We start from the raw sequence: 19600 nt of genomic DNA on the forward strand, positions 1-19600 counted from the left end.
TTCGTCATTCACGATATGAATGATGGATGAACCTTCGATCCATCGACCTCAATCTGCTCGTCGCGCTGGACGCACTGCTGACCGAGCGTCACGTCACCAAGGCGGCGGATCGCGTCGGCCTCAGTCAACCGGCGATGAGCAATGCGCTCAACCGGTTGCGCGCGATGTTCAAGGACGAACTCCTGGTGCGGACCACGACCGGGATGAAGCCGACGCCCCGCGCCACCGAACTGGCGGAGCCGCTGCGCCAGGTTCTGCGCCAAGTCGAGCGCGTGATGGCGAGCGACGCCGGCTTCGATCCAGACCGGACCGAACGCACCTTCACGATCAGGATGTCGGACATTCTCGCGTGCCTGCTGCTGCCGCGACTCGCCGCAGCGCGGCCGCCGGAGGGGCGGATCTCCTACAACACGATCCATCTGCCGCCCGCCCTGACGATCGATGCGCTGGAGCGGGACGAGATCGACGTCGCGGTGAGCATGGGGCTCGAGCATTCCGCATCGATCCGTTCCGAGACGCTGCTGCGCGACCGCATGGTCTGCCTGATGCGACGCGGACACCAGATCAAGCGCGCACGGCTGACTTTTGACCGCTTCATCGCGCAGGAGCACATGAAGGTCTCGATGAGCCCGACCGATCTTCGCTTCGTCGACGACGTGCTCGCCGAACGCGGCCATCGAAGACGCATCGCCCTGAACGTGCCGCATTGGCTGGTCGTGCCTCATGTCTTGAAGAAGACCGATCTGCTCGCGGTGATGCCGAGGCACCTCGCAACCGTGCTGATGGACGACGATCTGAGGATGGAGGAACTGCCGTTCGAGTCCGCACCGTTCGACTGGATGTTGTACTGGCACCGCAGATACGATCAGAGCAACGCGAACGGCTGGCTCCGCGACCGGATCAGGGCGGCCTGCTCCGACCTGAACTAGGCGCCGAGGTCCGCCGGCCTCCGCGCCATCGACGACCGCCCTCCCGCCTCGGCGTCCGTGACCGCCGACGCGTCCTCCAGAGATCGTCCCTTGGTCTCGAAACCGAACACGAGGAAGACCACGGCCTGGAAGACGAGGATGCCGGCCAAGGTCGTCAGCACGCCGGTCAGCCCCTGCCAGGCGAAGATCGCAACCACGACGTATTGAACCAGCGCGGTCGCGATGCGTCCGGATGTGGCGCAGATCGCCGTGCCGCGAAGCCGATACCGCGTCGGAAACAGTTCGGGGACGTGCATCGCGAACCCGGTCGCCAGCATCACGTAGATCGCCGTGATCAGCAGGAAGCCCACACCCGCGAGCGCAACACCATCCGGCATGTATGGATAGGCGATACCGAGCGCCGCTGCCGCAATCGACGAACAGACGATCGACAGCCTGCGTCCGAGCCGGTCCGCCAGCACGAGCCCGATCAGCGATCCGACCGGGCCGCCCAGCGCCATCACCGTGGTGTAGCCCAGCGAGGAAACCACGCTGTGGCCGCCCTTGACCATGAAGGTCGGCAGCCAGCCGATGAACCCGTAGAGGCTGAAGCCGACGACGATGTGCAACAGGCTGCCGAGCAGCGTGCGCGCGAGATACGGCGGCTGGAACAGACGCCAGACCGCGCCGGGAGACTCCTGCACCGGCGCGCGGGCAGCGACGGCAGGCAGTGTCGCCTTGCGCGCGGCCTCGACTTCGATCGCCGACAGGATCTTCTCGGCTTCATCGGCGCGTCCGTTGGCGGCGAGCCAGCGCGGCGATTCCGGCATCGACTTGCGCAGAATCCAGACGACCATCGCAAGGCAACCGACAAGGCCGAACATGTAGCGCCAGCCAAGCGTCGGGATCATCCACAGGCCGACCATCGACGAGACGAACAGCGAGAAATTGGTGATCACGGCCAGCAGCCCGATCCAGCGCCCACGCGACGAAGCCGGCACGAATTCCGTCAAGGTCGCATAGCCGACCACGATCTCCGCGCCGAGGCCAATGCCGATGATGAAACGCAGGCCGATCAGGACGATCATGTTCGGCGCGAAGGCCGCGGCGATCGAGGCGAGGCCAAAGATCGCGAGGTTCATCTGGTAGGAGAAGCGGCGACCGAAGCGGTCGCCGAGGATGCCGGAGAACCACGCGCCGATCGTCATCCCGACAAAAGTCGCGGAGACGAATGCGGCGTTGAGCTCGAGCGTCGACCAGCCTGCCTTGAGCACGGCGCCCAGCACGCCGCCGGCCAGATAGATATCGAACGCGTCGAGGAACATGCCGGCGCCGATCAGGGCCAGGATGCGCCAGTGGAATCCGCAGATCGGTAGCCTGTCGAGGCGCGCGCCCGCGTTGATGTCGATGTCGGCGGATCGCGCCATGCCAAACCTCCCTGCCCGGCCTTTGGCAGCCGGATGCTCCAGGCACCGATTGATGACGCGCAGGGGGTCGTCGTCCAATTCAAATCGAAAATTCGACTATTTGGCGCAGTGATGAAGCTGACGCGACCGCACCGTCGCGTTCCATCCTGACACCGAGCTGACTTGCATTCGCCGTCGTTAACGATCCCGCCGTCGCGCGATCTCGAAATCACGGTGTCAGCACAAACATTCACAACGGGTTCATGTCGCCGCCACTATTCGACTCCAACGCTGGGGGAAGAAGATTGGAGTATGTGCCATGCGCCGCATCGCCGGACTGCCTTTCGCCTTGGCTCTCAGCCTCTGCTGTCTCTCACCGCTCGCGCCAGCACGCGGGCAGCTTGCCATCGGCATCACCGTCAATGCGGCGCCGCCGCCATTGCCGGTCTATGTCCAGCCGCCGATCCCCGCGCCCGGCTACATCTGGACTCCGGGCTATTGGGCATGGAACGACGACACCGGTTACTACTGGGTGCCCGGCACATGGGTGCTTCCGCCAGCGCCCGAATTGCTGTGGACTCCCGGCTATTGGGGCTGGAGCGACGGCGCCTACGGCTTCCACGCCGGATATTGGGGCGCGACGGTCGGCTTCTACGGCGGCATCTCTTATGGCTTCGGCTACACCGGCGTCGGCTATGAGGGCGGCTACTGGCGCGGCGGCAGCTTCTTCTACAACAGTTCCGTCAACAACATCTCGAACGTCTCGGTCACCAACGTCTACAACAAGACCGTCGTCAACAACACGACCAACGTCAGCTACAACGGCGGCACCGGCGGCACTACGGTGAAGCCGACGCCACAGCAGCTCGCGGCCCAGAGCGCGCACCACGTGGCCGCGACCGGCGAGCAGACGCGACACGCGGAAGCGGCGATGAAGAATCCGGCGCTGACGCTCGCCAACAACCATGGTCATCCGGCGGTCGCCGCGACCGCGCACGCAGCACGGTTCAGCGGCGCCGGCGTGGTGGCCGCGCGCCCAGGCAAGCCGATCGCGGCGCCGCCGCCCCGACATGCGCAACCCACGGCCGCACACGCCTTGCCAACGGGACATGCACTCCCGACGGGGAATGCTCCGCCGCCAGGACACGCCTTGCCGACTGCGCATGCTCTCCCCGGCACCGGCGCACATCCCGCACCCGCGCCGCACGTCGCTCCGCCGGCGTCAAGACCGCAGCTCGTGCAGCATGCACCGCCGCAGCCACGCGCGGTCGCGCATCCACCGGCACCGCGCGTCGCGCAAGCGGTTGTGCATCGGCCCGCGCCCCCGCATGTGTCACGACCGGCGCCGCGGCCTCATCCTGCTGCGAGGCCGCGTCCGGCGCCACGCCAACACTCGTGATCGGGCTCATCGGCGTGCCTGCAAGGGCACGTCGATTTCGTATGAGACCCATCGCGGGCACCACGGCCCGCGATGCAATCATCAATCCCTGACTTTTGGACACGAAGCGTGTCGTCAAACCAGCGCGTCAGCCGCGCACCTGATCCCGTCGTAGATCTCCTCGAGATCCGCCTCCGTGACGCAGTAGGGCGGCATGACGTAGATCGTGTTGCCGAGCGGCCGCAGCAGCAGGTTGCGGCGTTCGAAGAAGGCCTGAAGCTTTGGGCCGATGCCGGCGAGATAGCCTGCATCGCTTGCCTTCAGATCAAGTGCGGTGATGGTCCCGGTGCGGCGGACGTTCTCGAAGCGCGCGTCGGCACGGAACGCGGCGAGCAGGCGCTCCTGCATCGCAGCCACCGCGGAGACGCGCGCGCCTGCACCGTGTTGCCAGAGCTCGAGGTTTGCTTTTGCAGCAGCGCAGGCGACCGGGTTTGCCGTGTAGGAGCTGGAATGGAAGAAGGTGCGCGAACGATCACTGGAATAATGTGCGTCGTAGATCTCGGCCCGGCAGAGCGTCACCGCGAGCGGCAGCGAACCGCCGGTGAGGCCCTTCGAATAGCAGGCGATATCGGGCCTGACGTCCGCCTGCTCGCAGGCGAACAAGGTGCCGGTGCGGCCCCAGCCGGTCATCACCTCGTCGACGATGAACAACACGCCAGCGGCTGCGCAGATGCGTTTCATTTCCTTCAGCACCCAGGGCGGATACATCAGCATCCCGCCCGCACCCAGGATCAGCGGTTCGACAATGAACGCTGCCGCGGATTCCTTCCTGCACGCGGCTTCGAGCGCGTCGAGCGTCGTCTGTTCATAGCCAGGCGCCGGAAACGGGATCGACGCGACGTCGAACAGCAGCGGCTCGTAAGCCCTGTTGAAGACGCCGCGCGCGCCGACCGACATCGTCCCGACCGTGTCGCCATGGTAGGAATTTTCCATCACGATGATCTGCGTGCGCGTCGCGCCGATATTGTGCCAGTAGCCGAGCGCCATCTTCAGCGCCACCTCGACGCTGGTCGAGCCAGAGTCGGAGAAGAACACGTAATCGAGCCCGTCGGGCGCCAGCTTCAACAGCTGCGCGGCGACCTGCTCGGCCGGATCGTGGGTATGGCCCGCGAAGATGATCTGGTTGAGCTGCTCCGCCTGGTCCTGGATCGCGCGCACGATGTGCGGATGGCAATGGCCGTGGGTCACGACCCACCAGGATGCGATCGCATCGATGATGCGGCGATCATCCGCGGTGTAGAGATAGGCGCCCTCCCCACGCACGATCCTCGTCATCTCGCCGTGCAGCGCGTGCTGGGTGAACGGATGCCAGATCGGCGACTTCCGAGCGGATGTCATGGATTGAAATCTTCCCGCCGGAACGACGCCTTGAACGCTGCCTGCAGCGTGTCTGCCGCAAGCGGAGCGAGCCAGGGCAACCGGCCCAGCCGGCGCACCTGCCCGATCTCGCAGATCGCGCGCTCGCTCTCGGGATTGCTCTCGCCGATGAATGCGATCCCGAGAATGTCGATCCCGCGCTTGCGCAGCGCCTCGACCGACAACAGCGAGTGATTGATGGTGCCGAGCGCGGTGCGGGCGCACAGCACGACCGGAAGGTGCCATCGCGCGAAGATGTCGATATAGAGCGTGCTGCCGTCGAGCGGCACCATCAGCCCGCCGGCGCCTTCGATCACCAGCGGCCGGTCCCCGGCATCGGGCACGCCGAGCGCGGCAGCGTCGATGCGCACGCCGTCGAGCGCGGCGGACTGATGCGGCGAAGCCGGCGTTCGAAGCCGGTAACGCTCCGGCACGATGCGATCGGCCGTGAGTCCGCCAAGTCGTGCGACCAATTGCGCATCGGTTTCCTCCTCGAGGCCGGCCTGAACCGGTTTCCAGTAGCGCGCGCCGAGGAAACCGGCGAGGCCCGCGGAGAACACCGTCTTCCCGATCCCGGTATCGGTGCCGGTGACGACGATCCGGCTCGTCATCGCGACCAGCCTTTCGTCTCCTCGACCAGCGCGTCGAGCAGCGCGCGCACGTCGTCCTCGTCGACATTAAGGGTCAGCGCAATCCGCAACCGGGCAGAGCCTGCCGGCACGGTCGGCGGCCTGATGCCTCTGATATCGAAGCCGCGCGCCTGCAGCGCAGACGCCAGCTGCATCGCACGCGCATTGTCGCCGACGATATAGGGCACGATCTGCGAGCGCGACGGGCTGCGCCAACCGCGCAGGTCGAGCTCGCGATGCGTGAACGCGACCAGTTTTGCCAGGCGCTGCTGATGCCCGGGCTCCTGCTGCAGGATCAGCAGCGCCTCGCGCACGGCAACGGCCACAAGCGGCGACGGTGCGGTGGCGAAGATGAACGGGCGGCAGCGATTGACCATGAAGTCGCGCAGCACGGTCGAAGCCGTGACCAGCGCGCCGGCGGCGCCCAGCGCCTTGCCGCAGGTATGAACGATCACGAGGTTCTCGCGCCCTTCATAGGACGCCGTCAGCCCACGCCCCTGCTCGCCATAGACGCCGGTGCCGTGCGCCTCGTCCACCATCAGGAACGCGTCGTGCCGGTCCGCGATGGCGACGAGGTCGTCGAGCGGTGCGACGTCGCCATCCATGCTGTAGACGCTTTCGACCACGATCCAGGCCCGGCCCGCGCCGCCCTCGGCGCGCCAGCCGCGAATGGTGTCTTCGACCGACTGGGGATCATTGTGCGCGCTGATCCGGAATTCGGCCCGGCCGGCCCGCGCGCCTTCATGGATGCTGGCGTGCACGAGAGAATCGAGCACCAGGAGATCGCCGCGCTGCGGCAGCGTCGTCAGTACGGCGAAATTGGCGACGTAGCCGCCGCCGAAGAACAGCGCCGTCTCGGCTCCAAAGAACGCGGCGGCTTCGGCCTCTAGCCGTTCGTGCTCCTCGCAATTGCCGCGCAGCAGCCGCGACCCACCGGCGCCGATCGGTGTGCCGGCCTCGAGCGCGGCCGAGACCGCATTCTTGATGCGCGGCGCGTTCGCGAGCGCCAGATAGTCGTTCGAGACGAAATCGATGCCCGCGCGCGGCTTGAGACCGCGCAGCCGATCGTCCTTGCTCAGGGCGTGCAAGGCCGCGGCGTAATCAGCGACCTTGGCCGCATGGATTGCGCTCATGCTTCTCTCTCAGATTTGTAGTTGGTCGCGCGGCGAATCCCGCCGCGCGCGTGCCGGAGCTGCGCTCAGGCGAGGGCGGAGTTGATGCCGAGCCGGTCCAGCAAATCGGCGTCGCGATCGCGCTGCGGGTTCCTGGTGGTCAGCAGCACATCGCCGATGAAGATCGAATTCGCGCCGGCAAGGAAGCACATCGCCTGCAGCTCGTCGGTCATGTATTGCCGTCCGGCCGACAGCCGCACCACGCTCTTCGGCATCATGATCCGCGCAGTGGCAACCAGACGCACCAGCGCGATCGGATCGGGCCGCTCCGCGGTGTCGTTGACCGGAACGCCCTTGACCTCGTTCCACAGATTGATCGGCACGCTCTCCGGATGGCTGGGGAGATTGGCAAGCAGCATCAGCATGCCGAGCCGGTCATCGACCTGTTCACCCATGCCGATAATGCCGCCGCAGCAGACCTTGATGCCGGCGTCGCGCACATGCGCGAGCGTATCGATGCGATCCTGCAGGGTGCGGGTGGTGATGATCTTGTCGTAGAACTCGGGCGAGGTGTCGACGTTGTGGTTGTAGAAATCGAGCCCGGCGTCAGAGAGACGCTCGGCCTGCTTTGGCGTCAGCATGCCGAGCGTGACGCAGGTTTCCATGCCGAGGCCCTTCACCGCGCTGACCATGTCGCAGACCTGATCGAGATCTCGGTCCTTCGGGCTGCGCCAGGCCGCAGCCATGCAGAAGCGGGTTGCGCCGGCGTCCTTGGCGCGCTGCGCGACCGCGACCACTTCGTCCCGCGGCATCAGGCGAGTGGCCTTCAGGCCGGTGTCGTAATGCGCGCTTTGCGAGCAGTAGCCGCAGTCTTCCGGGCAGCCGCCGGTCTTGATGCTGAGCAGGCTCGCGGTTTCGACATGGTTCGGATTGAAGTTGGCGCGATGCACGCCTTGCGCCTGAAACATCAAATCCGCGAACGGCAAATTGTAGAGTGCTTCAGCCTCGGTACGGTCCCAGGTCTTGCGGGGCGCTGCACTGGTGCGGCTGTCGGTCCGTTCGATTTCCACGACATCAACCATATGGCTTGCTTTCTCGTTTGCTGTGGATCATAGATAATCTGGTATATTATCTATGATCTGTGGACTTAGAACGATGCTAGCCGAGCCAGTACGCGCGCGCACCCGTTTTTACGATAGATAATCTATGACGAGCGAAGGCGAGAACACGACCACCGCGGGACGCATCGCCGAAGCGATCGGCGAGCGCATCATCAACGGCGAATTGCTGCCGGACGCGCCGCTGCGGCAGGATCATGTCGCGCGCGAATTCCATTCGAGCCACGTGCCGGTGCGCGAGGCGTTCAGGCAATTGGAGGCGCAGCATCTCGTTGTTGCGGTGCCGCGACGCGGGGTGCGGGTCGCGCCGCTCGACACCAGGTCGGTGAAGGAAATCGCCGAGATGCGCGCCGCGCTCGAGGTGGTCGCGTTGCGCAATGCCGCCCCCAGGCTCACATCGGCCCATCTGGCACGAATCGAACTCGCCATGATCGAAGGCGACAATGCCGAGACGGTGCAGGATTTCGAGATGGCCAATCGCGCCTTTCACCATGCGCTGGTGGCGCCGTGCGCGATGCCGCGGCTGCTTGCCAGCCTCGACGGCCTGCAGCTTGCGAATTCGCGACTGGTGTTCGCGATGGCGCGCAACGCCGGCTGGCGGCCGCGGCCGAGCCAGGATCATCGCGTGATCCTGCAGGCGCTGCGCGCCCGCAACATCGAACAGGCCTGCAGCCTGCTGGCGCGGCATATTCAGACTATCGAGCGGCTTGCCCTGCCGGCAGCGTGATCACTTTGCTCCGAATCGAGCGGCGGACTCCGGTTCACCTCGCCCCGCGTGCGGGGAGAGGTCGGAACGCATCGGCAGATGCGTTCCGGGTGAGAGGGGGAGTCTCCGCGAGAGTATCTGTCTCCGCGTGTGCCGAGGCAGCCCCTCACCCCCAACCCTCTCCCCGTAAGAACGGGGCGAGGGGACGCGCCGCCTTTGCGACCGCCATTCAATCTAATCCCATCACTCTCTAAGCGATCGCGACGATCTCCAGCTCCTGATCGCCCGAGCCTGCGACGTCGCCCAGGGCTTTGCCCATCAGCGACCTCGCCACCGGCGAGACAAAGGAAATCGAGCCTGCCTTTGGATCGGCTTCGTCCTCGCCGACAATGCGATAGGTCTGCACCCGCCCGTCGGCGCGGCTGAAGGTCACCGTGCTGCCGAAGGCAACGGTTTCGGTGGAAGCAGGGTCAGGCACGACCTGCGCGGTGCGGAGCCGCTCCGTGAGATAGCGCGCGTCGCGCAACGGAACCGCCGACTGCCGCCGCCGTTCGTTGACGTCGTCCAGCTGCTGCGCGGCCTCAAGGGCCTCGCGTGCCGCCTGGAGCTCACGCTCCAGCGCCTTGCGTCCTGCTTCGGTCACCAGGTTGGGATGCGGCGAAATGGGGCGGTCCGGCAACAGCGTTTCGGACGCGGTCTCGGCACTTTCTTCCTTGGTGAAGGCAACGCTCAATCCAGAACTCCATCGCTCAATCCAGAACTCCATCGATGAGGCCAGCAGCATAGACCCGCCCCACGCGCCCCCCTAATGCGCGAAGGGATTAGGCAGGATCTAATGCGAGGCAGGCTGTTCCGCCTTGCTCCGTCTGCCGAAGCGGTTCTTTACACCCTCGCGCCAGCCCTGGAAGGTGACGAACAGCATCGGCACCAGGAAGATGCCGACCGAGCTTGCGGCGAGCATACCGCCGAACACCGCGGTGCCGACCGCACGGCGGCTGATTTCCGCGGCACCGGTCGCGACCACCAGCGGCACCAGGCCGAGGATGAAGGCAATTGATGTCATCATGACGGCGCGGAAGCGCATTTGCGCGCCCATCGTCGCGGCCTCCGCGATCGGCTTGCCGGCCTCGCGCTGCTCCTTGGCGAACTCGACGATCAGGATGCCGTTCTTGGCGGCGAGCGCGATCAGCACCACGAGGCCGATCTGACCGTAGAGATCGAGGTTGAGGCCCGCGAGCTTGATCGCAAGATAGGAACCGAACACGCCGACCGTGACCGATAGCAGCACGGGAATCGGGATCGTCCAGCTCTCATACAGCGCGACCAGGAACAGATAGGCGAACAGCACCGCGAGGCCGAGGATGATGCCGGTCTGGCCGGAGGCCGCCTGCTCCTGATAGGCCGTGCCGGTCCACTCGTAGGAATAGCCGGAAGGCAGCGTCGACTTGGAGAGCTCGGCCATCGTCGCGATCGCGGTGCCCGAGGACACGCCCGCCGCCGGGCTGCCGTTCACGGTGACCGAACGATAATTGTTGTAGCGCGTGATCACCTGCGGTCCGGTCACGATGCGCAGGCTTGCGATCGAACGGATCGGCACCATCTCGCCGCCGCTGTTGCGCACATAGATCTGCCAGATGTCGGGAATGTCGCGGCGATCGGCGGCATCGCCCTGCACATTGACCTGCCAGGTGCGGCCGAACAGGTTGAAGTTGTTGACGTAGATGCCGCCGAGCGTGGCCTGCAGCGCGGTGAAGACGTCGGCCATGTTGAGGCCGAGCGCCTGCGCCTTGGCGCGATCGATGTCGAGATAGACCGACGGGTTGGTCGCGGTGAAGGTCGAGAACACGCGGGCCAGATTTGGATTGCGGTTCGCAGCACCGATCAGCCCGCCCATCACGCTGCTGAGCGAAGCCGGATCCTGCCCCTCCAGCGCCTCGAGCTGATATTCGAAACCGCCGGAGGTCGAAAGCCCGATGATCGGCGGCAGGTTGAACGGCAGCACCGAAGCCTGGCGAATCTGCGATCCCCCAACGAAGGTCTGCCCGATCGCAGCCTGAACCGAGTCGGTGACGGCCTTGCGATCGGCGAACGCCTTCATGCGCGCCACCATGAATGCCGAATTCGGCTCGCTGGCACCGTCGAGTAGCGAGAAGCCGATGATCGACAGCACATGGTCGATCGCCGGATTCTTCTTCAAGAGTGCCTCGACCTGCTTGGTGACCTCGCTGGTGCGCGCCACCGACGCGCCGTCGGGCAATTGCACCGCGATGAAGAAGGCGCCCTGATCCTCCTCGGGCAGGAAGCCGGTCGGCGTGATCTTCGACACGCCGAACACCGCGCCGGCAAACACCAGCACCGCAACCAGTGACAGCACCGCCACACGAACCAGCCGTTGCACCACGCCGGCGTAGCGGTCGCGTACCCAGTCGATGCTGCCGAGCACCCGTCCCATGATGCCGCGGCGCGGCCCGCCATGACGCAGGAACACGGCGCACAGTGCCGGCGACAAGGTCAGCGCATTCAGCGCCGAGATCACCATCGCGGCGCTGATCGTCACCGCGAACTGGCGGAACAGCGTGCCGGAAATGCCGGGGATGAACGCGATCGGCACGAACACCGAGAGCAGCACCAGCGAGATCGCGATGATCGGCGCCGTGATCTGCGCCATCGCCTTCTTGGTGGCGTCGGCCGGCGATAGCTCCGGCTCCTCCTCCATGACGCGCTCGACGTTCTCGACCACGACGATGGCGTCGTCGACCACGATGCCGATCGCCAGCACCATCGCCAGCAGCGAGACTGTATTGGCCGAGTAGCCGAGCGCCAGCAGCACCGCGAACGCGCCGATCAGGCTGACCGGAACCGCGACCGCCGGGATCACCGTGGCGCGCAGATTGCCGAGGAACAGGAACACCACGATCACGACGAGCACGAAGGCTTCGCCGAGCGTCTTCATCACCTCCTTGATCGTATCGGACACGAAGGTGGTGGAGTCGTACTGTACGAGATAGGTCAGCCCCGGCGGAAACCGCTCCGACAGCCGCGCAAGCGTGGCCTGCACCGCCTTGGCCGTGGTCACGGCATTGGCGCCAGGCGCGAGATAGATGCCCATCGGCACGCCGGGATTGCCGTCGATCCGCGACTCCGAATCCATGTTCTGCGCGCCGATCTCGACACGAGCAACGTCCCTGATCCGCAGCACCGAGCCATCCGGATTGGCCCGCAGCACGATGTCGCCGAACTGCTTGGATGTCGTCAGGCGGCCCTGCGTCTGCACATTGAACTGGAACTGCTGGTCATTGCTGATCGGACGCGCGCCGATGCGGCCGACCGGCGCCTGCACACTTTGCGCCCTGATCGCGGCGATCACGTCCGACGGCGCCAGGTTGAGGCTGGTCAGGCGCTGGGTGTCGAACCAGATCCGCATCGAGTAGTTCAGCTTCGCGAACAGCGAGGCCTGTCCGACACCAGGCGTGCGCGAGATCGCGTCCAGCACGTTGATGATGGCGTAGTTGGTGATGAACAGCGGATCCTGATCGCCGCTCTTGCTGTACAGCACGATGAATTGCAGCACCGCCGAGGATTTCTTCTGCACGGTCAGGCCCTGCGCCTGCACCTCGGTCGGCAATTGCGCGAGCGCGCTCTGCACGCGGTTGTTGACGTTGACGGTGTTGATATCGGGATCGGTGCCGAGCGCGAACGAGACCGTCAGCGTGTAGCTGCCGTCATTGCCGCTGGTCGACTTCATGTAGAGCATCTTGTCGACACCCACGACCTGCGCTTCCAGCGGCTGGGCGACGCTCGATTCGACCACTTCGGCCGATGCGCCGGGGAATACGGCGGAGACCGTGACCTGCGGCGGCACGATGTCCGGAAACTGCGCGACCGGAATCTGCATCAGCGCCAGCGCGCCCGCGATCGTGATCACGAACGCGATGACGATCGCAAGCCGCGGACGATCGACGAAGACGGCAGAAATCATGGGTTATTGCCCGTCGATTTCGGCGCGCTGCTCGCGCCGCCATCCGCCGAAACCTTCATGCTCGACTGGATCAGCGCGCTGACGGGCCCCGGCGCCACCACCTCGCCCGGCTTGACCTTCTGCAACCCCTCGACGACGACCTTGTCGCCGAGCGAGATGCCGCTCGTTACCGCCGCAATCGTTGCGGTCGATTGCCCAAGCTGGATCCGCCTTTGCTCGGCCTTGTTGTCCGCGCCGACGACATAGACATATTCGCCCTGCTGGTCCGACAGCACTGCCGAACGCGGGATCGCCAGCACCTCGACCGGCTGCACGCCTTCGAGGAGAACGGTCACGAACTCATTGTCGGTGAGTTCGCGGAGCGAGCCGCCAGCCGCGACGGAAGTATATGTCGGCGGATTGGGGATGGTGCCGCGCAGGGAGATGGTATCGGTGTTCTGCGCGATCGTGTTGTTGACGAAGTTCAGTTCGCCGGTCTTGTCGAAGAGCCGGCCGTCCGGCAACCGCAGGCGGATGACGACGGCCTTGAAGCCGCCGCGCGTCGCATAACGGTCGCGCAGATCGAGCGCCTCGCGCACCGGCACGGGAAAGGTGACGTACATCGGGTCCTGGCTGACGATTGTCGTCAGGGTTCCCGAGCTCGGCGTCACGACGTTGCCCTCGGTGACCGCGGTGCGTCCGATCCTGCCGTCGATCGGCGAGTGGATCATGGTGTAGTCGAGATTGATCTGGGACAGGTCGACCTGCGCCTGCGCGGCCTGCACCTGCGCCTCGAGGCTCTGCTGGTTGGCGACCGCCGCATCAACATTGGATTGCTGGCCGGCCGGGCCGCCCATCAGAGCCTTGGCGCGATCGGTGGTCAGCTTGGCGTTGACCAGCGTCGCCTGCAACTGAGCGACCTGTGCCTTCTTCGATGCGAGATCGGCTTCGAACGGTCCGCGCTCGAGTTGATACAGGAGATCACCGGCCTTGACCTCGGAGCCCTCGACAAAATTCCGCTTGTCCAGGAACGCGGTCACACGCGCCACCACGTTGACGCGGTTGGGGGCTTCGATGCGTCCGAGAAATTCATTGGTTTCGGTGATCGGCCGCTTCACCGCCTCGAACACGCCCACGGCAGGAGGCCCGGGCGGCCCCGCCTGGGCATGGGCCGCCGATACTCCCGCCGCCATTAGTCCCGCCGATACGAGAAACCCTGCCAAGCCACCGAGCATGCGTTCCGTACCACTCATGCAGTCCAACCCTTCGGCTACCAACAGACGCTACGAGACGGATATGACGTCGAGTTCCCTCAGACCCGAAGGTCAGGATGGGCAGTGCGTTGCAGCAGATCATAACGCGGCCAATCCGACAATGCTGTAAGCTGATCGCGATCGTTGCGCCGATCCCGACGACAGCCAGCTTTGTGAAGCGCTGCGACGCCACCATGACACAGCCATTGCGGCCGCGCGGACCGGCTCAGTGCATGCCGCCGGCGCCGAAAGCTCCCGTCAATGTGATCCCACACGAGCGCACTCTCGGTACCCTCGAGGTCAGGCTGCGCTCACAACGCGATGGCGTTCTTCAAGCGAGAGGTGTCTTGATAGGCTGGCGACGCCAGACGTTCGGATAGCCACGGCCGCGCGCGCTTGCCGCTGACCTCGTGCACACCGTCGAAGATGTCCATGTCGATCAAATGCGGATGGCCTGACGATGCGTAGATCGACTGCATTTGAGAAAACTTTTCATCCCGCCCAAGTTCCAGCGCGTTTGCACCGTCACGGCTCCCGATCTCGACGAACAGCGGGCACGGGCAGAGCAAGTACGCCAGCTCCGCGCCGGCGTACTTGGCGCGGCCGTTGCTGAAATGAATGTAAGCCGCAAGTTCGACGCCGAGATTCCTGGTGATCACGGATGACGTCAGAAACTTCTTCTCGTCGCGCATATATCCGGACACGACAGTCGGCCGCATCTGCCCCGTCGCGGCTTCCAGATGCAGCGCGAGAAAGGCGCCCCAGGACACCCCGTAGACGCCGACATTCAAACCCGACACGCCGGTGAGCTTCCTGCAAACGATTTCGCCGGCGTCAAGCGATGCGCATGACACGTTGTGCGCGGAGACACCGTGGGATGCCAGCATCGCGGCGATGTTGTTCTGGCTCTCCTGATTTCCGATCTGGATGATGTAAGGACACCAGACGACGTAGCCGTCCCCACATAGCCGTTTGCCGAGCGCGTTCATGTAGTCCTTGTCGGCATCGTCGAAGCAGCGCTCCGGCGTGCTCGCCATGCCGTGGCCGAGCAGGATCAATCCCTTGAATTCTCCGTCGGGAATTCCAAGACATCCGCGCACCGGCACACCGCATTCCAGATCGAACTCGACCTTCACGACCGAGAAGCCATGCGCGGGCGCGCGCCAGTGAACCCGGATCTCGTCGTGCGACGGCCGATAAAGCCGCCGCGCCCGGAACAGGGATCGCATCTCTCCGCGAATCTCCGAACCGGTTGCGACCGCATGCAGCCTGCCGCTTGCCGCGATATCGAACAACGACCGGCAGAACTGATCGTAGCCAAGGGTCGGCAAGTCGACATTCGCGCATGATCCCTGGCAATGGCCCAGCGCCAGCCTGTCGTTGCCGGCCCGCGACGAGGGGCCGACCAGCGTCATCAACAATCCGGAAAGCGCTCTGCGGCTGATCATCGGCCCTCTCCGAGCCGACGATGGCTCGCATGAATGTCAGAGGTGGCCGCTCCAAGCGCGATGAGACCCGGTTTGAATCGTCATCGCGCTTAAGGCCGCCCCTTAGGCATGATCCTTTTCGGAAAACCGCTTCGCACTTTTCCGGATCATGCCCTAGCTGGCGCCACGGATTGCCCGGATACAAATTAAAGGATGTTCATGCTCGAACGATCGCGTGCAGCGTTGCAAATGTGTGACGCCGGCGGGGCTGGCGCAGCGCCAGTCACGCCAATCGGGTTTCGAGATGCTTCCGAATATTTCCACCTGTCACGCAGCTTCGATTTTGCCACACGCGGCGATGATCGTCGGGCCCTGATTATCGGGTCTTCATCAAGTCTCTATCGAGTCTCTATCAAGTCTTGGGCCTGCCCCGCCGACCTGGCATCGGCCTTGGAATGCGTCGTCCGGGCGCCGGCGGCCGCGCGCCGGGTCGCAGCCGAGCAAGCGAGGCTCCAGGCGCCCGCGCGAAAATCGCGAAGAAGAGCGGCGAAAACGTCGTAATTCCCTCCTGATGCGCGTGAACGCGCACCGGAATAACCCGGACTCGTGGCTCGGGCTGAATTGCTTTACGCAATATTTCCGGGGTCGCCGGGTTTATCTATTGGGCAACAACGGTTTTTGGGATGACCGATGGCGAACGACCTGCACGAGCATCTGATTGAACTGGCCTATGAGGCCGCGGTCATCCCCGAATTGTGGCCGAATGTCCTGCATCAGGTCGGTGCGATCGCGCGTGCGCGCGGTATCGTGCTGCTGACGGCGGCCCCACACGACGTCCGCTGGGTCGCGTCGCCCGACATGCACGACGACACGGTGGCCTATGTCGAGGGCGGCTGGCACGAGCGCAACGGGCGATTGCCGCGCCTGCTCGCGGCCAACCATGCCGGCTTCCTGCGCGACATCGACGTGTTCGATACGCCCGAGGAGGTGCAGCAGGATTTCCAGATCCGCGAATTCTTCCGCCCGCGCGGGCTCGGGTGGGGCGCCGGTACTGCGATCCCGGTCCCGAGCGGCGATGTGCTGATTTACAGCGTCGAGCGCGAATACCAGCACGGGCCGATCGAGCGCGAAGCGATCGAGCAGCTCGACGCGCTGCGGCCGCATCTGGCGCGTGCCGCGCTGCTGTCGGCGCGGCTCGGGATGGAGCGCGCCAGGGCGGCAACCGAATCGCTGGCGATGCTCGGCCTGCCCGCGGCAGTGCTGCGGCGCGGCGGCCGTCTGATGACGGCCAACACGCTGTTCGACCGCCTGGTGCCCGACGTGATGCAGGATCGCGGCGAGCGCCTGACGCTGGCGGCGACCACTGCCGACACGCTGTTCGCCCAGGCGCTGGCCGCGCTTGATCAGGGACTGATCAGCGTGGAGGTGCGCTCGGTGCCGATCGCGGCGCAGGAGGATCGGCCGCCGCTGATCGTGCATCTGGTCCCGATCCACGGCGCGGCGCGTGACCTGTTCGACCGCGCGGCGGCGATCGTGATCGTGACGCCGGTGGTGCCGGCCGAGGTGCCGACCGCGGAAGTGCTGCAGGGCCTGTTCGACCTGACGCCGGCGGAGGCGCGCGTGGCGCGCGGCATTGGCGAAGGACGCACCGTCGAGGCAATCGCGGGCGCTTTCGGCATCTCCCGCGAAACGGTGCGCAACCAGCTCAAGGCGGTGCTGGCCAAGACCGGACTGGGCCGGCAGGTGGAGCTGGCCAGACTGCTCGCCGGCGCGAAGGTGCCGCCGGGGTCGTCAGGAGACTAGCGCACGCCGCGCAAGCCTCGGTGCAGGGGTCGATGCGATCCTCCGGGAATTCGCAAAACGATCGCATGTTCAAACGGCACCGGTTACGCTAGGGGTAGCTCCCCTCCCTCCGTGCGCCCGCCCCGGCGCATGTCCAGTCAATGAGTGCATCTGAATGGCCGAAGCCGACCTCGACGCCGTCATCCGGCAAACCGCAAAAGCGCAGACCAAGGCCGTGATGGCGGCTGCCAAGAAGCGCCAGGCCGTCTGGGTCACGCGCGCGGCCAAGGCCAAGGACAAGGAGACCAAGGCGCGCTTCCGCTTCCTGGCCAAGAGCACGATGATGAACGCAACCGCGACCGCCAAGCGGTTGCAGAATTCGGCCGAGAACGCCGCCGACGCCTATGCGCGCGCCATGAAGAAGGCGATGGAAGAGCCGCCGCCGGCCAAGAAGCCTACGAAGAAGAAAGCCGACGGCTAGTCGATGCCGCGTTACGTCGCCCTGCTGCGCGCGGTCAATGTCGGCGGCACCGGCAAGCTGCCGATGACCGAGTTGAAGGCGATGTGCGTCGACGAGGGATTTGCCGACGCGCAGACCTATATCGCCAGCGGCAATGTCGTATTCTCCTCGAAGCTCGGCGCGGCCAAGGTCAAGGCCGCGCTGGAGCGGCGGCTGCAGGCCTATGCCGGCAAGCCGGTCGGCGTCGTCATCCGGAGCGCGGACGAGATCGCCGCGGTGCTGAGGGCCAATCCGTTTCCGAAAGCGCCGCCGAACTATACTGTCGCGATCTTCCTCGACGAGCCGCCGCCGAAGGATGCCTTGAAGGACATCAAGGGCCAGCAGGACGAAGAGGTGCGGCTCGGCAAGCGCGAGATCTATGTCGCCTATGGCAGCGGCATGGGCCGCTCGAAGCTGAAGATCCCCGCCGCCGCCAAGGGTACCGCGCGCAACATCAACACCATCGCGAAGCTCGCCGAGCTGGCGGCGGGTGACAACGAGGGTTAGTTCGCCCATTGAAATCCGTCATCCTGAGGAGCGCGCACTTGCGCGCGTCTCGAAGGATCGACGGCCCGGCTGGTGGCCGATTCATCCTTCGAGGCTCGCTCCGCTCGCGCCTCAGGATGACGGTCAAGCAGTCTGACAGCTAACTTTCCCGGACCGCGAATCCTTCGGAGCTGAGCCTTGCCAGCACGTCCTCCAGATGGGCGCGGTCGCGGGTTTCGATCACGAGCTCGAGCAGCGTCGCCTTCGCCGGAAGGTCGGAGAAGGTGCGCTGATGCGAGACCTCGATGATGTTGGCGCCGGCATCGGCAAGCAGGATCGACACCGCCGCGAGCTGTCCGGGCCGGTCGACGATGTCGAGCGCCAGTTGGGTCAGCCGTCCCTCGCGCGCGAGCTCGCGGGTCAGGACCGAGGCGATCAGCCTGGTGTCGATATTGCCGCCGGTCAGCACCAGGCCGACTGAGCTGCCCGCAAAGCGCTCGGGAGCTGCGAGCACCGCCGCGAGGCCGGCGGCGCCGGCGCCTTCGACCACCGTCTTTTCGATCGAGATCAGGGTCGCGACCGCGCGCTCGATCTGGTCCTCGCTGACCAGGATGATGTCGTCGACGAGTTCGCGCACGATTTTCGTGGTGATCTGCCCGGGCGCCTTGACCGCAATGCCCTCGGCGAGGGTGTCGCCGCGCATCGGCAGCTGCTCGCCTTTGACCGCATTGTACATTGACGGATAGAGCTGGGCCTGCACGCCGACGACCTGGATCGACGGCTTCAGCGCCTTTGCGGCCGTGGCGATGCCCGAGATCAGCCCGCCGCCGCCGATCGGCACCACCAGGATATCGAGCTCCGGCACCGCCGCGAGCATTTCAAGTCCGATCGTGCCTTGTCCTGCAATGATCAGCGGATCGTCATAGGGGTGGATCAGGATCAGGCCCTTCTGCGCGGCATGCGAGCCGACGAACGCGAAGCATTCTTCCAGCGTCTGCCCGGTGATGATGACCTCGGCGCCGTGCCGCCTGGTGTTCTCGATCTTCACCATTGGCGTGCCGATCGGCATCACGATGGTGGCGGGGATGCCGAGCCGCTTGGCGTGATAGGCCACGCCCTGGGCGTGATTGCCGGCCGACATCGCGATCACGCCGCGCTTGCGTTCCGCGGGCGAAAGCGCCTGCAGACGATTCAGCGCGCCGCGCTCCTTGAAGGTCGCTGTGAATTGCAGGTTCTCGAATTTGAGGAACAGGCGGCAGCCGCAGATCTCGCCCAGCGTGCGGCTCTCGTTGCAGGCCGTGACCATGACCGCATCCCGGATCACATCCGCGGCACGGCGTATGTCGGCAAGGGTGATGGCGGCGGTGTCGGAAGGCTGCGGCATCGGGTTTCGCTTTGGTCCGTTTCGTCAGACGGAACCTAGCGGGTTTCGGCGCCGAACACGACCGCGCTTTAGCGTGCGGTCAACACCCGTTCCTCCGGCCTCGCCGGCCCGGTCAGTTGAACCTCATCACATTTCGGG

At 65.3% G+C, this 19600-nt stretch carries 16 protein-coding genes; 6 read left to right on the forward strand and 10 right to left on the reverse strand.

Going from position 1 to position 19600, the window contains the following annotated elements; genetic code table 11:
* The first annotated feature begins 26 nt into the window (after nt 1-26).
* On the forward strand, nt 27-929 hold the full coding sequence (locus ACVIYL_RS07970; protein WP_456778211.1) for a LysR family transcriptional regulator: 903 nt from the start codon (nt 27-29) through the stop codon (nt 927-929).
* On the opposite strand, the gene ACVIYL_RS07975 is transcribed toward ACVIYL_RS07970, so the two are convergent.
* A complete protein-coding gene (locus ACVIYL_RS07975; protein WP_456778212.1) occupies nt 926-2335 on the reverse strand; it encodes an MFS transporter in 1410 nt (469 codons plus the stop codon). The two genes, ACVIYL_RS07970 and ACVIYL_RS07975, sit on opposite strands and share 4 nt — an antisense overlap.
* Nucleotides 2336-2633: 298 nt before the next feature.
* On the opposite strand from ACVIYL_RS07975, the gene ACVIYL_RS07980 reads away from it, so the two are divergent.
* Nucleotides 2634-3713 (forward strand): hypothetical protein, encoded by a 1080-nt coding sequence (locus tag ACVIYL_RS07980; protein WP_456778213.1) that lies wholly within the window; start codon nt 2634-2636, stop codon nt 3711-3713.
* A 114-nt stretch (nt 3714-3827) separates the two neighbouring features.
* On the opposite strand, the gene ACVIYL_RS07985 is transcribed toward ACVIYL_RS07980, so the two are convergent.
* The 4 genes from ACVIYL_RS07985 to bioB all read right to left on the reverse strand — a co-directional run bounded on the left by ACVIYL_RS07985 (nt 3828) and on the right by bioB (nt 7931).
* Complete coding sequence (locus ACVIYL_RS07985; protein WP_456778214.1) at nt 3828-5090, reverse strand: adenosylmethionine--8-amino-7-oxononanoate transaminase; 1263 nt, start codon at nt 5088-5090, stop codon at nt 3828-3830.
* Nucleotides 5087-5719, reverse strand: a complete 633-nt coding sequence (gene bioD, locus ACVIYL_RS07990; protein ID WP_456778215.1) for a dethiobiotin synthase — start codon at nt 5717-5719, stop codon at nt 5087-5089. The genes ACVIYL_RS07985 and bioD overlap by 4 nt, the downstream gene beginning before the upstream one ends.
* Nucleotides 5716-6870 (reverse strand): 8-amino-7-oxononanoate synthase, encoded by a 1155-nt coding sequence (locus ACVIYL_RS07995; RefSeq protein ID WP_456778216.1) that lies wholly within the window; start codon nt 6868-6870, stop codon nt 5716-5718. The genes bioD and ACVIYL_RS07995 overlap by 4 nt, the downstream gene beginning before the upstream one ends.
* Nucleotides 6871-6935: 65 nt before the next feature.
* On the reverse strand, nt 6936-7931 hold the full coding sequence (gene bioB, locus ACVIYL_RS08000) for a biotin synthase BioB (protein WP_456778217.1): 996 nt from the start codon (nt 7929-7931) through the stop codon (nt 6936-6938).
* Nucleotides 7932-8055: 124 nt separating this feature from the next.
* On the opposite strand from bioB, the gene ACVIYL_RS08005 reads away from it, so the two are divergent.
* The gene (locus ACVIYL_RS08005) at nt 8056-8694 is read left to right on the forward strand and encodes a GntR family transcriptional regulator (RefSeq protein WP_168856607.1); all 639 of its coding nucleotides are present in this window, start codon (nt 8056-8058) and stop codon (nt 8692-8694) included.
* A gap of 229 nt (nt 8695-8923) precedes the next feature.
* Here the strand turns inward: ACVIYL_RS08005 and greA are convergent, their stop codons facing one another.
* The 4 genes from greA to ACVIYL_RS08025 all read right to left on the reverse strand — a co-directional run bounded on the left by greA (nt 8924) and on the right by ACVIYL_RS08025 (nt 15332).
* Nucleotides 8924-9406: a transcription elongation factor GreA gene (greA, locus tag ACVIYL_RS08010; RefSeq protein ID WP_076824576.1), complete on the reverse strand. Its 483-nt coding sequence runs from the start codon at nt 9404-9406 to the stop codon at nt 8924-8926.
* Between the two features lie 99 nt (nt 9407-9505).
* Nucleotides 9506-12652: an efflux RND transporter permease subunit gene (locus ACVIYL_RS08015; RefSeq protein ID WP_225162090.1), complete on the reverse strand. Its 3147-nt coding sequence runs from the start codon at nt 12650-12652 to the stop codon at nt 9506-9508.
* Complete coding sequence (locus ACVIYL_RS08020; RefSeq protein ID WP_456778218.1) at nt 12649-13884, reverse strand: efflux RND transporter periplasmic adaptor subunit; 1236 nt, start codon at nt 13882-13884, stop codon at nt 12649-12651. The genes ACVIYL_RS08015 and ACVIYL_RS08020 overlap by 4 nt, the downstream gene beginning before the upstream one ends.
* Nucleotides 13885-14195: 311 nt before the next feature.
* Complete coding sequence (locus ACVIYL_RS08025; protein WP_456778219.1) at nt 14196-15332, reverse strand: hypothetical protein; 1137 nt, start codon at nt 15330-15332, stop codon at nt 14196-14198.
* Nucleotides 15333-16001: 669 nt separating this feature from the next.
* Here ACVIYL_RS08025 and ACVIYL_RS08030 point away from each other — a divergent pair.
* The 3 genes from ACVIYL_RS08030 to ACVIYL_RS08040 all read left to right on the forward strand — a co-directional run bounded on the left by ACVIYL_RS08030 (nt 16002) and on the right by ACVIYL_RS08040 (nt 18099).
* Entirely contained in the window at nt 16002-17114 is a 1113-nt protein-coding gene (locus ACVIYL_RS08030) for a helix-turn-helix transcriptional regulator (protein ID WP_456778220.1), read from the forward strand.
* A gap of 154 nt (nt 17115-17268) precedes the next feature.
* On the forward strand, nt 17269-17574 hold the full coding sequence (locus ACVIYL_RS08035) for a hypothetical protein (RefSeq protein ID WP_092080911.1): 306 nt from the start codon (nt 17269-17271) through the stop codon (nt 17572-17574).
* Nucleotides 17575-17577: 3 nt separating this feature from the next.
* A complete protein-coding gene (locus ACVIYL_RS08040; RefSeq protein WP_456778221.1) occupies nt 17578-18099 on the forward strand; it encodes a DUF1697 domain-containing protein in 522 nt (173 codons plus the stop codon).
* Between the two features lie 139 nt (nt 18100-18238).
* Here ACVIYL_RS08040 and ACVIYL_RS08045 read toward each other — a convergent pair whose 3' ends face one another.
* Entirely contained in the window at nt 18239-19462 is a 1224-nt protein-coding gene (locus ACVIYL_RS08045) for a threonine ammonia-lyase (RefSeq protein WP_456778222.1), read from the reverse strand.
* Nucleotides 19463-19600: the final 138 nt, after the last annotated feature.

The organism is Bradyrhizobium sp. USDA 3315 (genome assembly GCF_054056795.1).

Coding starts and splice junctions, on each gene's coding strand:
- ACVIYL_RS08005 (WP_168856607.1), top strand. CDS start 8,056: ATGACGAGCGAAGGCGAGAACACGACCACCGCGGGACGCATCGCCGAA.
- ACVIYL_RS07970 (WP_456778211.1), top strand. CDS start 27: ATGAACCTTCGATCCATCGACCTCAATCTGCTCGTCGCGCTGGACGCA.
- bioD (WP_456778215.1), bottom strand. CDS start 5,719: ATGACGAGCCGGATCGTCGTCACCGGCACCGATACCGGGATCGGGAAG.
- ACVIYL_RS08040 (WP_456778221.1), top strand. CDS start 17,578: ATGCCGCGTTACGTCGCCCTGCTGCGCGCGGTCAATGTCGGCGGCACC.
- bioB (WP_456778217.1), bottom strand. CDS start 7,931: ATGGTTGATGTCGTGGAAATCGAACGGACCGACAGCCGCACCAGTGCA.
- ACVIYL_RS07980 (WP_456778213.1), top strand. CDS start 2,634: ATGCGCCGCATCGCCGGACTGCCTTTCGCCTTGGCTCTCAGCCTCTGC.
- ACVIYL_RS07975 (WP_456778212.1), bottom strand. CDS start 2,335: ATGGCGCGATCCGCCGACATCGACATCAACGCGGGCGCGCGCCTCGAC.
- ACVIYL_RS08020 (WP_456778218.1), bottom strand. CDS start 13,884: ATGAGTGGTACGGAACGCATGCTCGGTGGCTTGGCAGGGTTTCTCGTA.
- ACVIYL_RS08045 (WP_456778222.1), bottom strand. CDS start 19,462: ATGCCGCAGCCTTCCGACACCGCCGCCATCACCCTTGCCGACATACGC.
- ACVIYL_RS08035 (WP_092080911.1), top strand. CDS start 17,269: ATGGCCGAAGCCGACCTCGACGCCGTCATCCGGCAAACCGCAAAAGCG.
- ACVIYL_RS07995 (WP_456778216.1), bottom strand. CDS start 6,870: ATGAGCGCAATCCATGCGGCCAAGGTCGCTGATTACGCCGCGGCCTTG.
- ACVIYL_RS08025 (WP_456778219.1), bottom strand. CDS start 15,332: ATGATCAGCCGCAGAGCGCTTTCCGGATTGTTGATGACGCTGGTCGGC.
- ACVIYL_RS08030 (WP_456778220.1), top strand. CDS start 16,002: ATGGCGAACGACCTGCACGAGCATCTGATTGAACTGGCCTATGAGGCC.
- ACVIYL_RS07985 (WP_456778214.1), bottom strand. CDS start 5,090: ATGACATCCGCTCGGAAGTCGCCGATCTGGCATCCGTTCACCCAGCAC.
- ACVIYL_RS08015 (WP_225162090.1), bottom strand. CDS start 12,652: ATGATTTCTGCCGTCTTCGTCGATCGTCCGCGGCTTGCGATCGTCATC.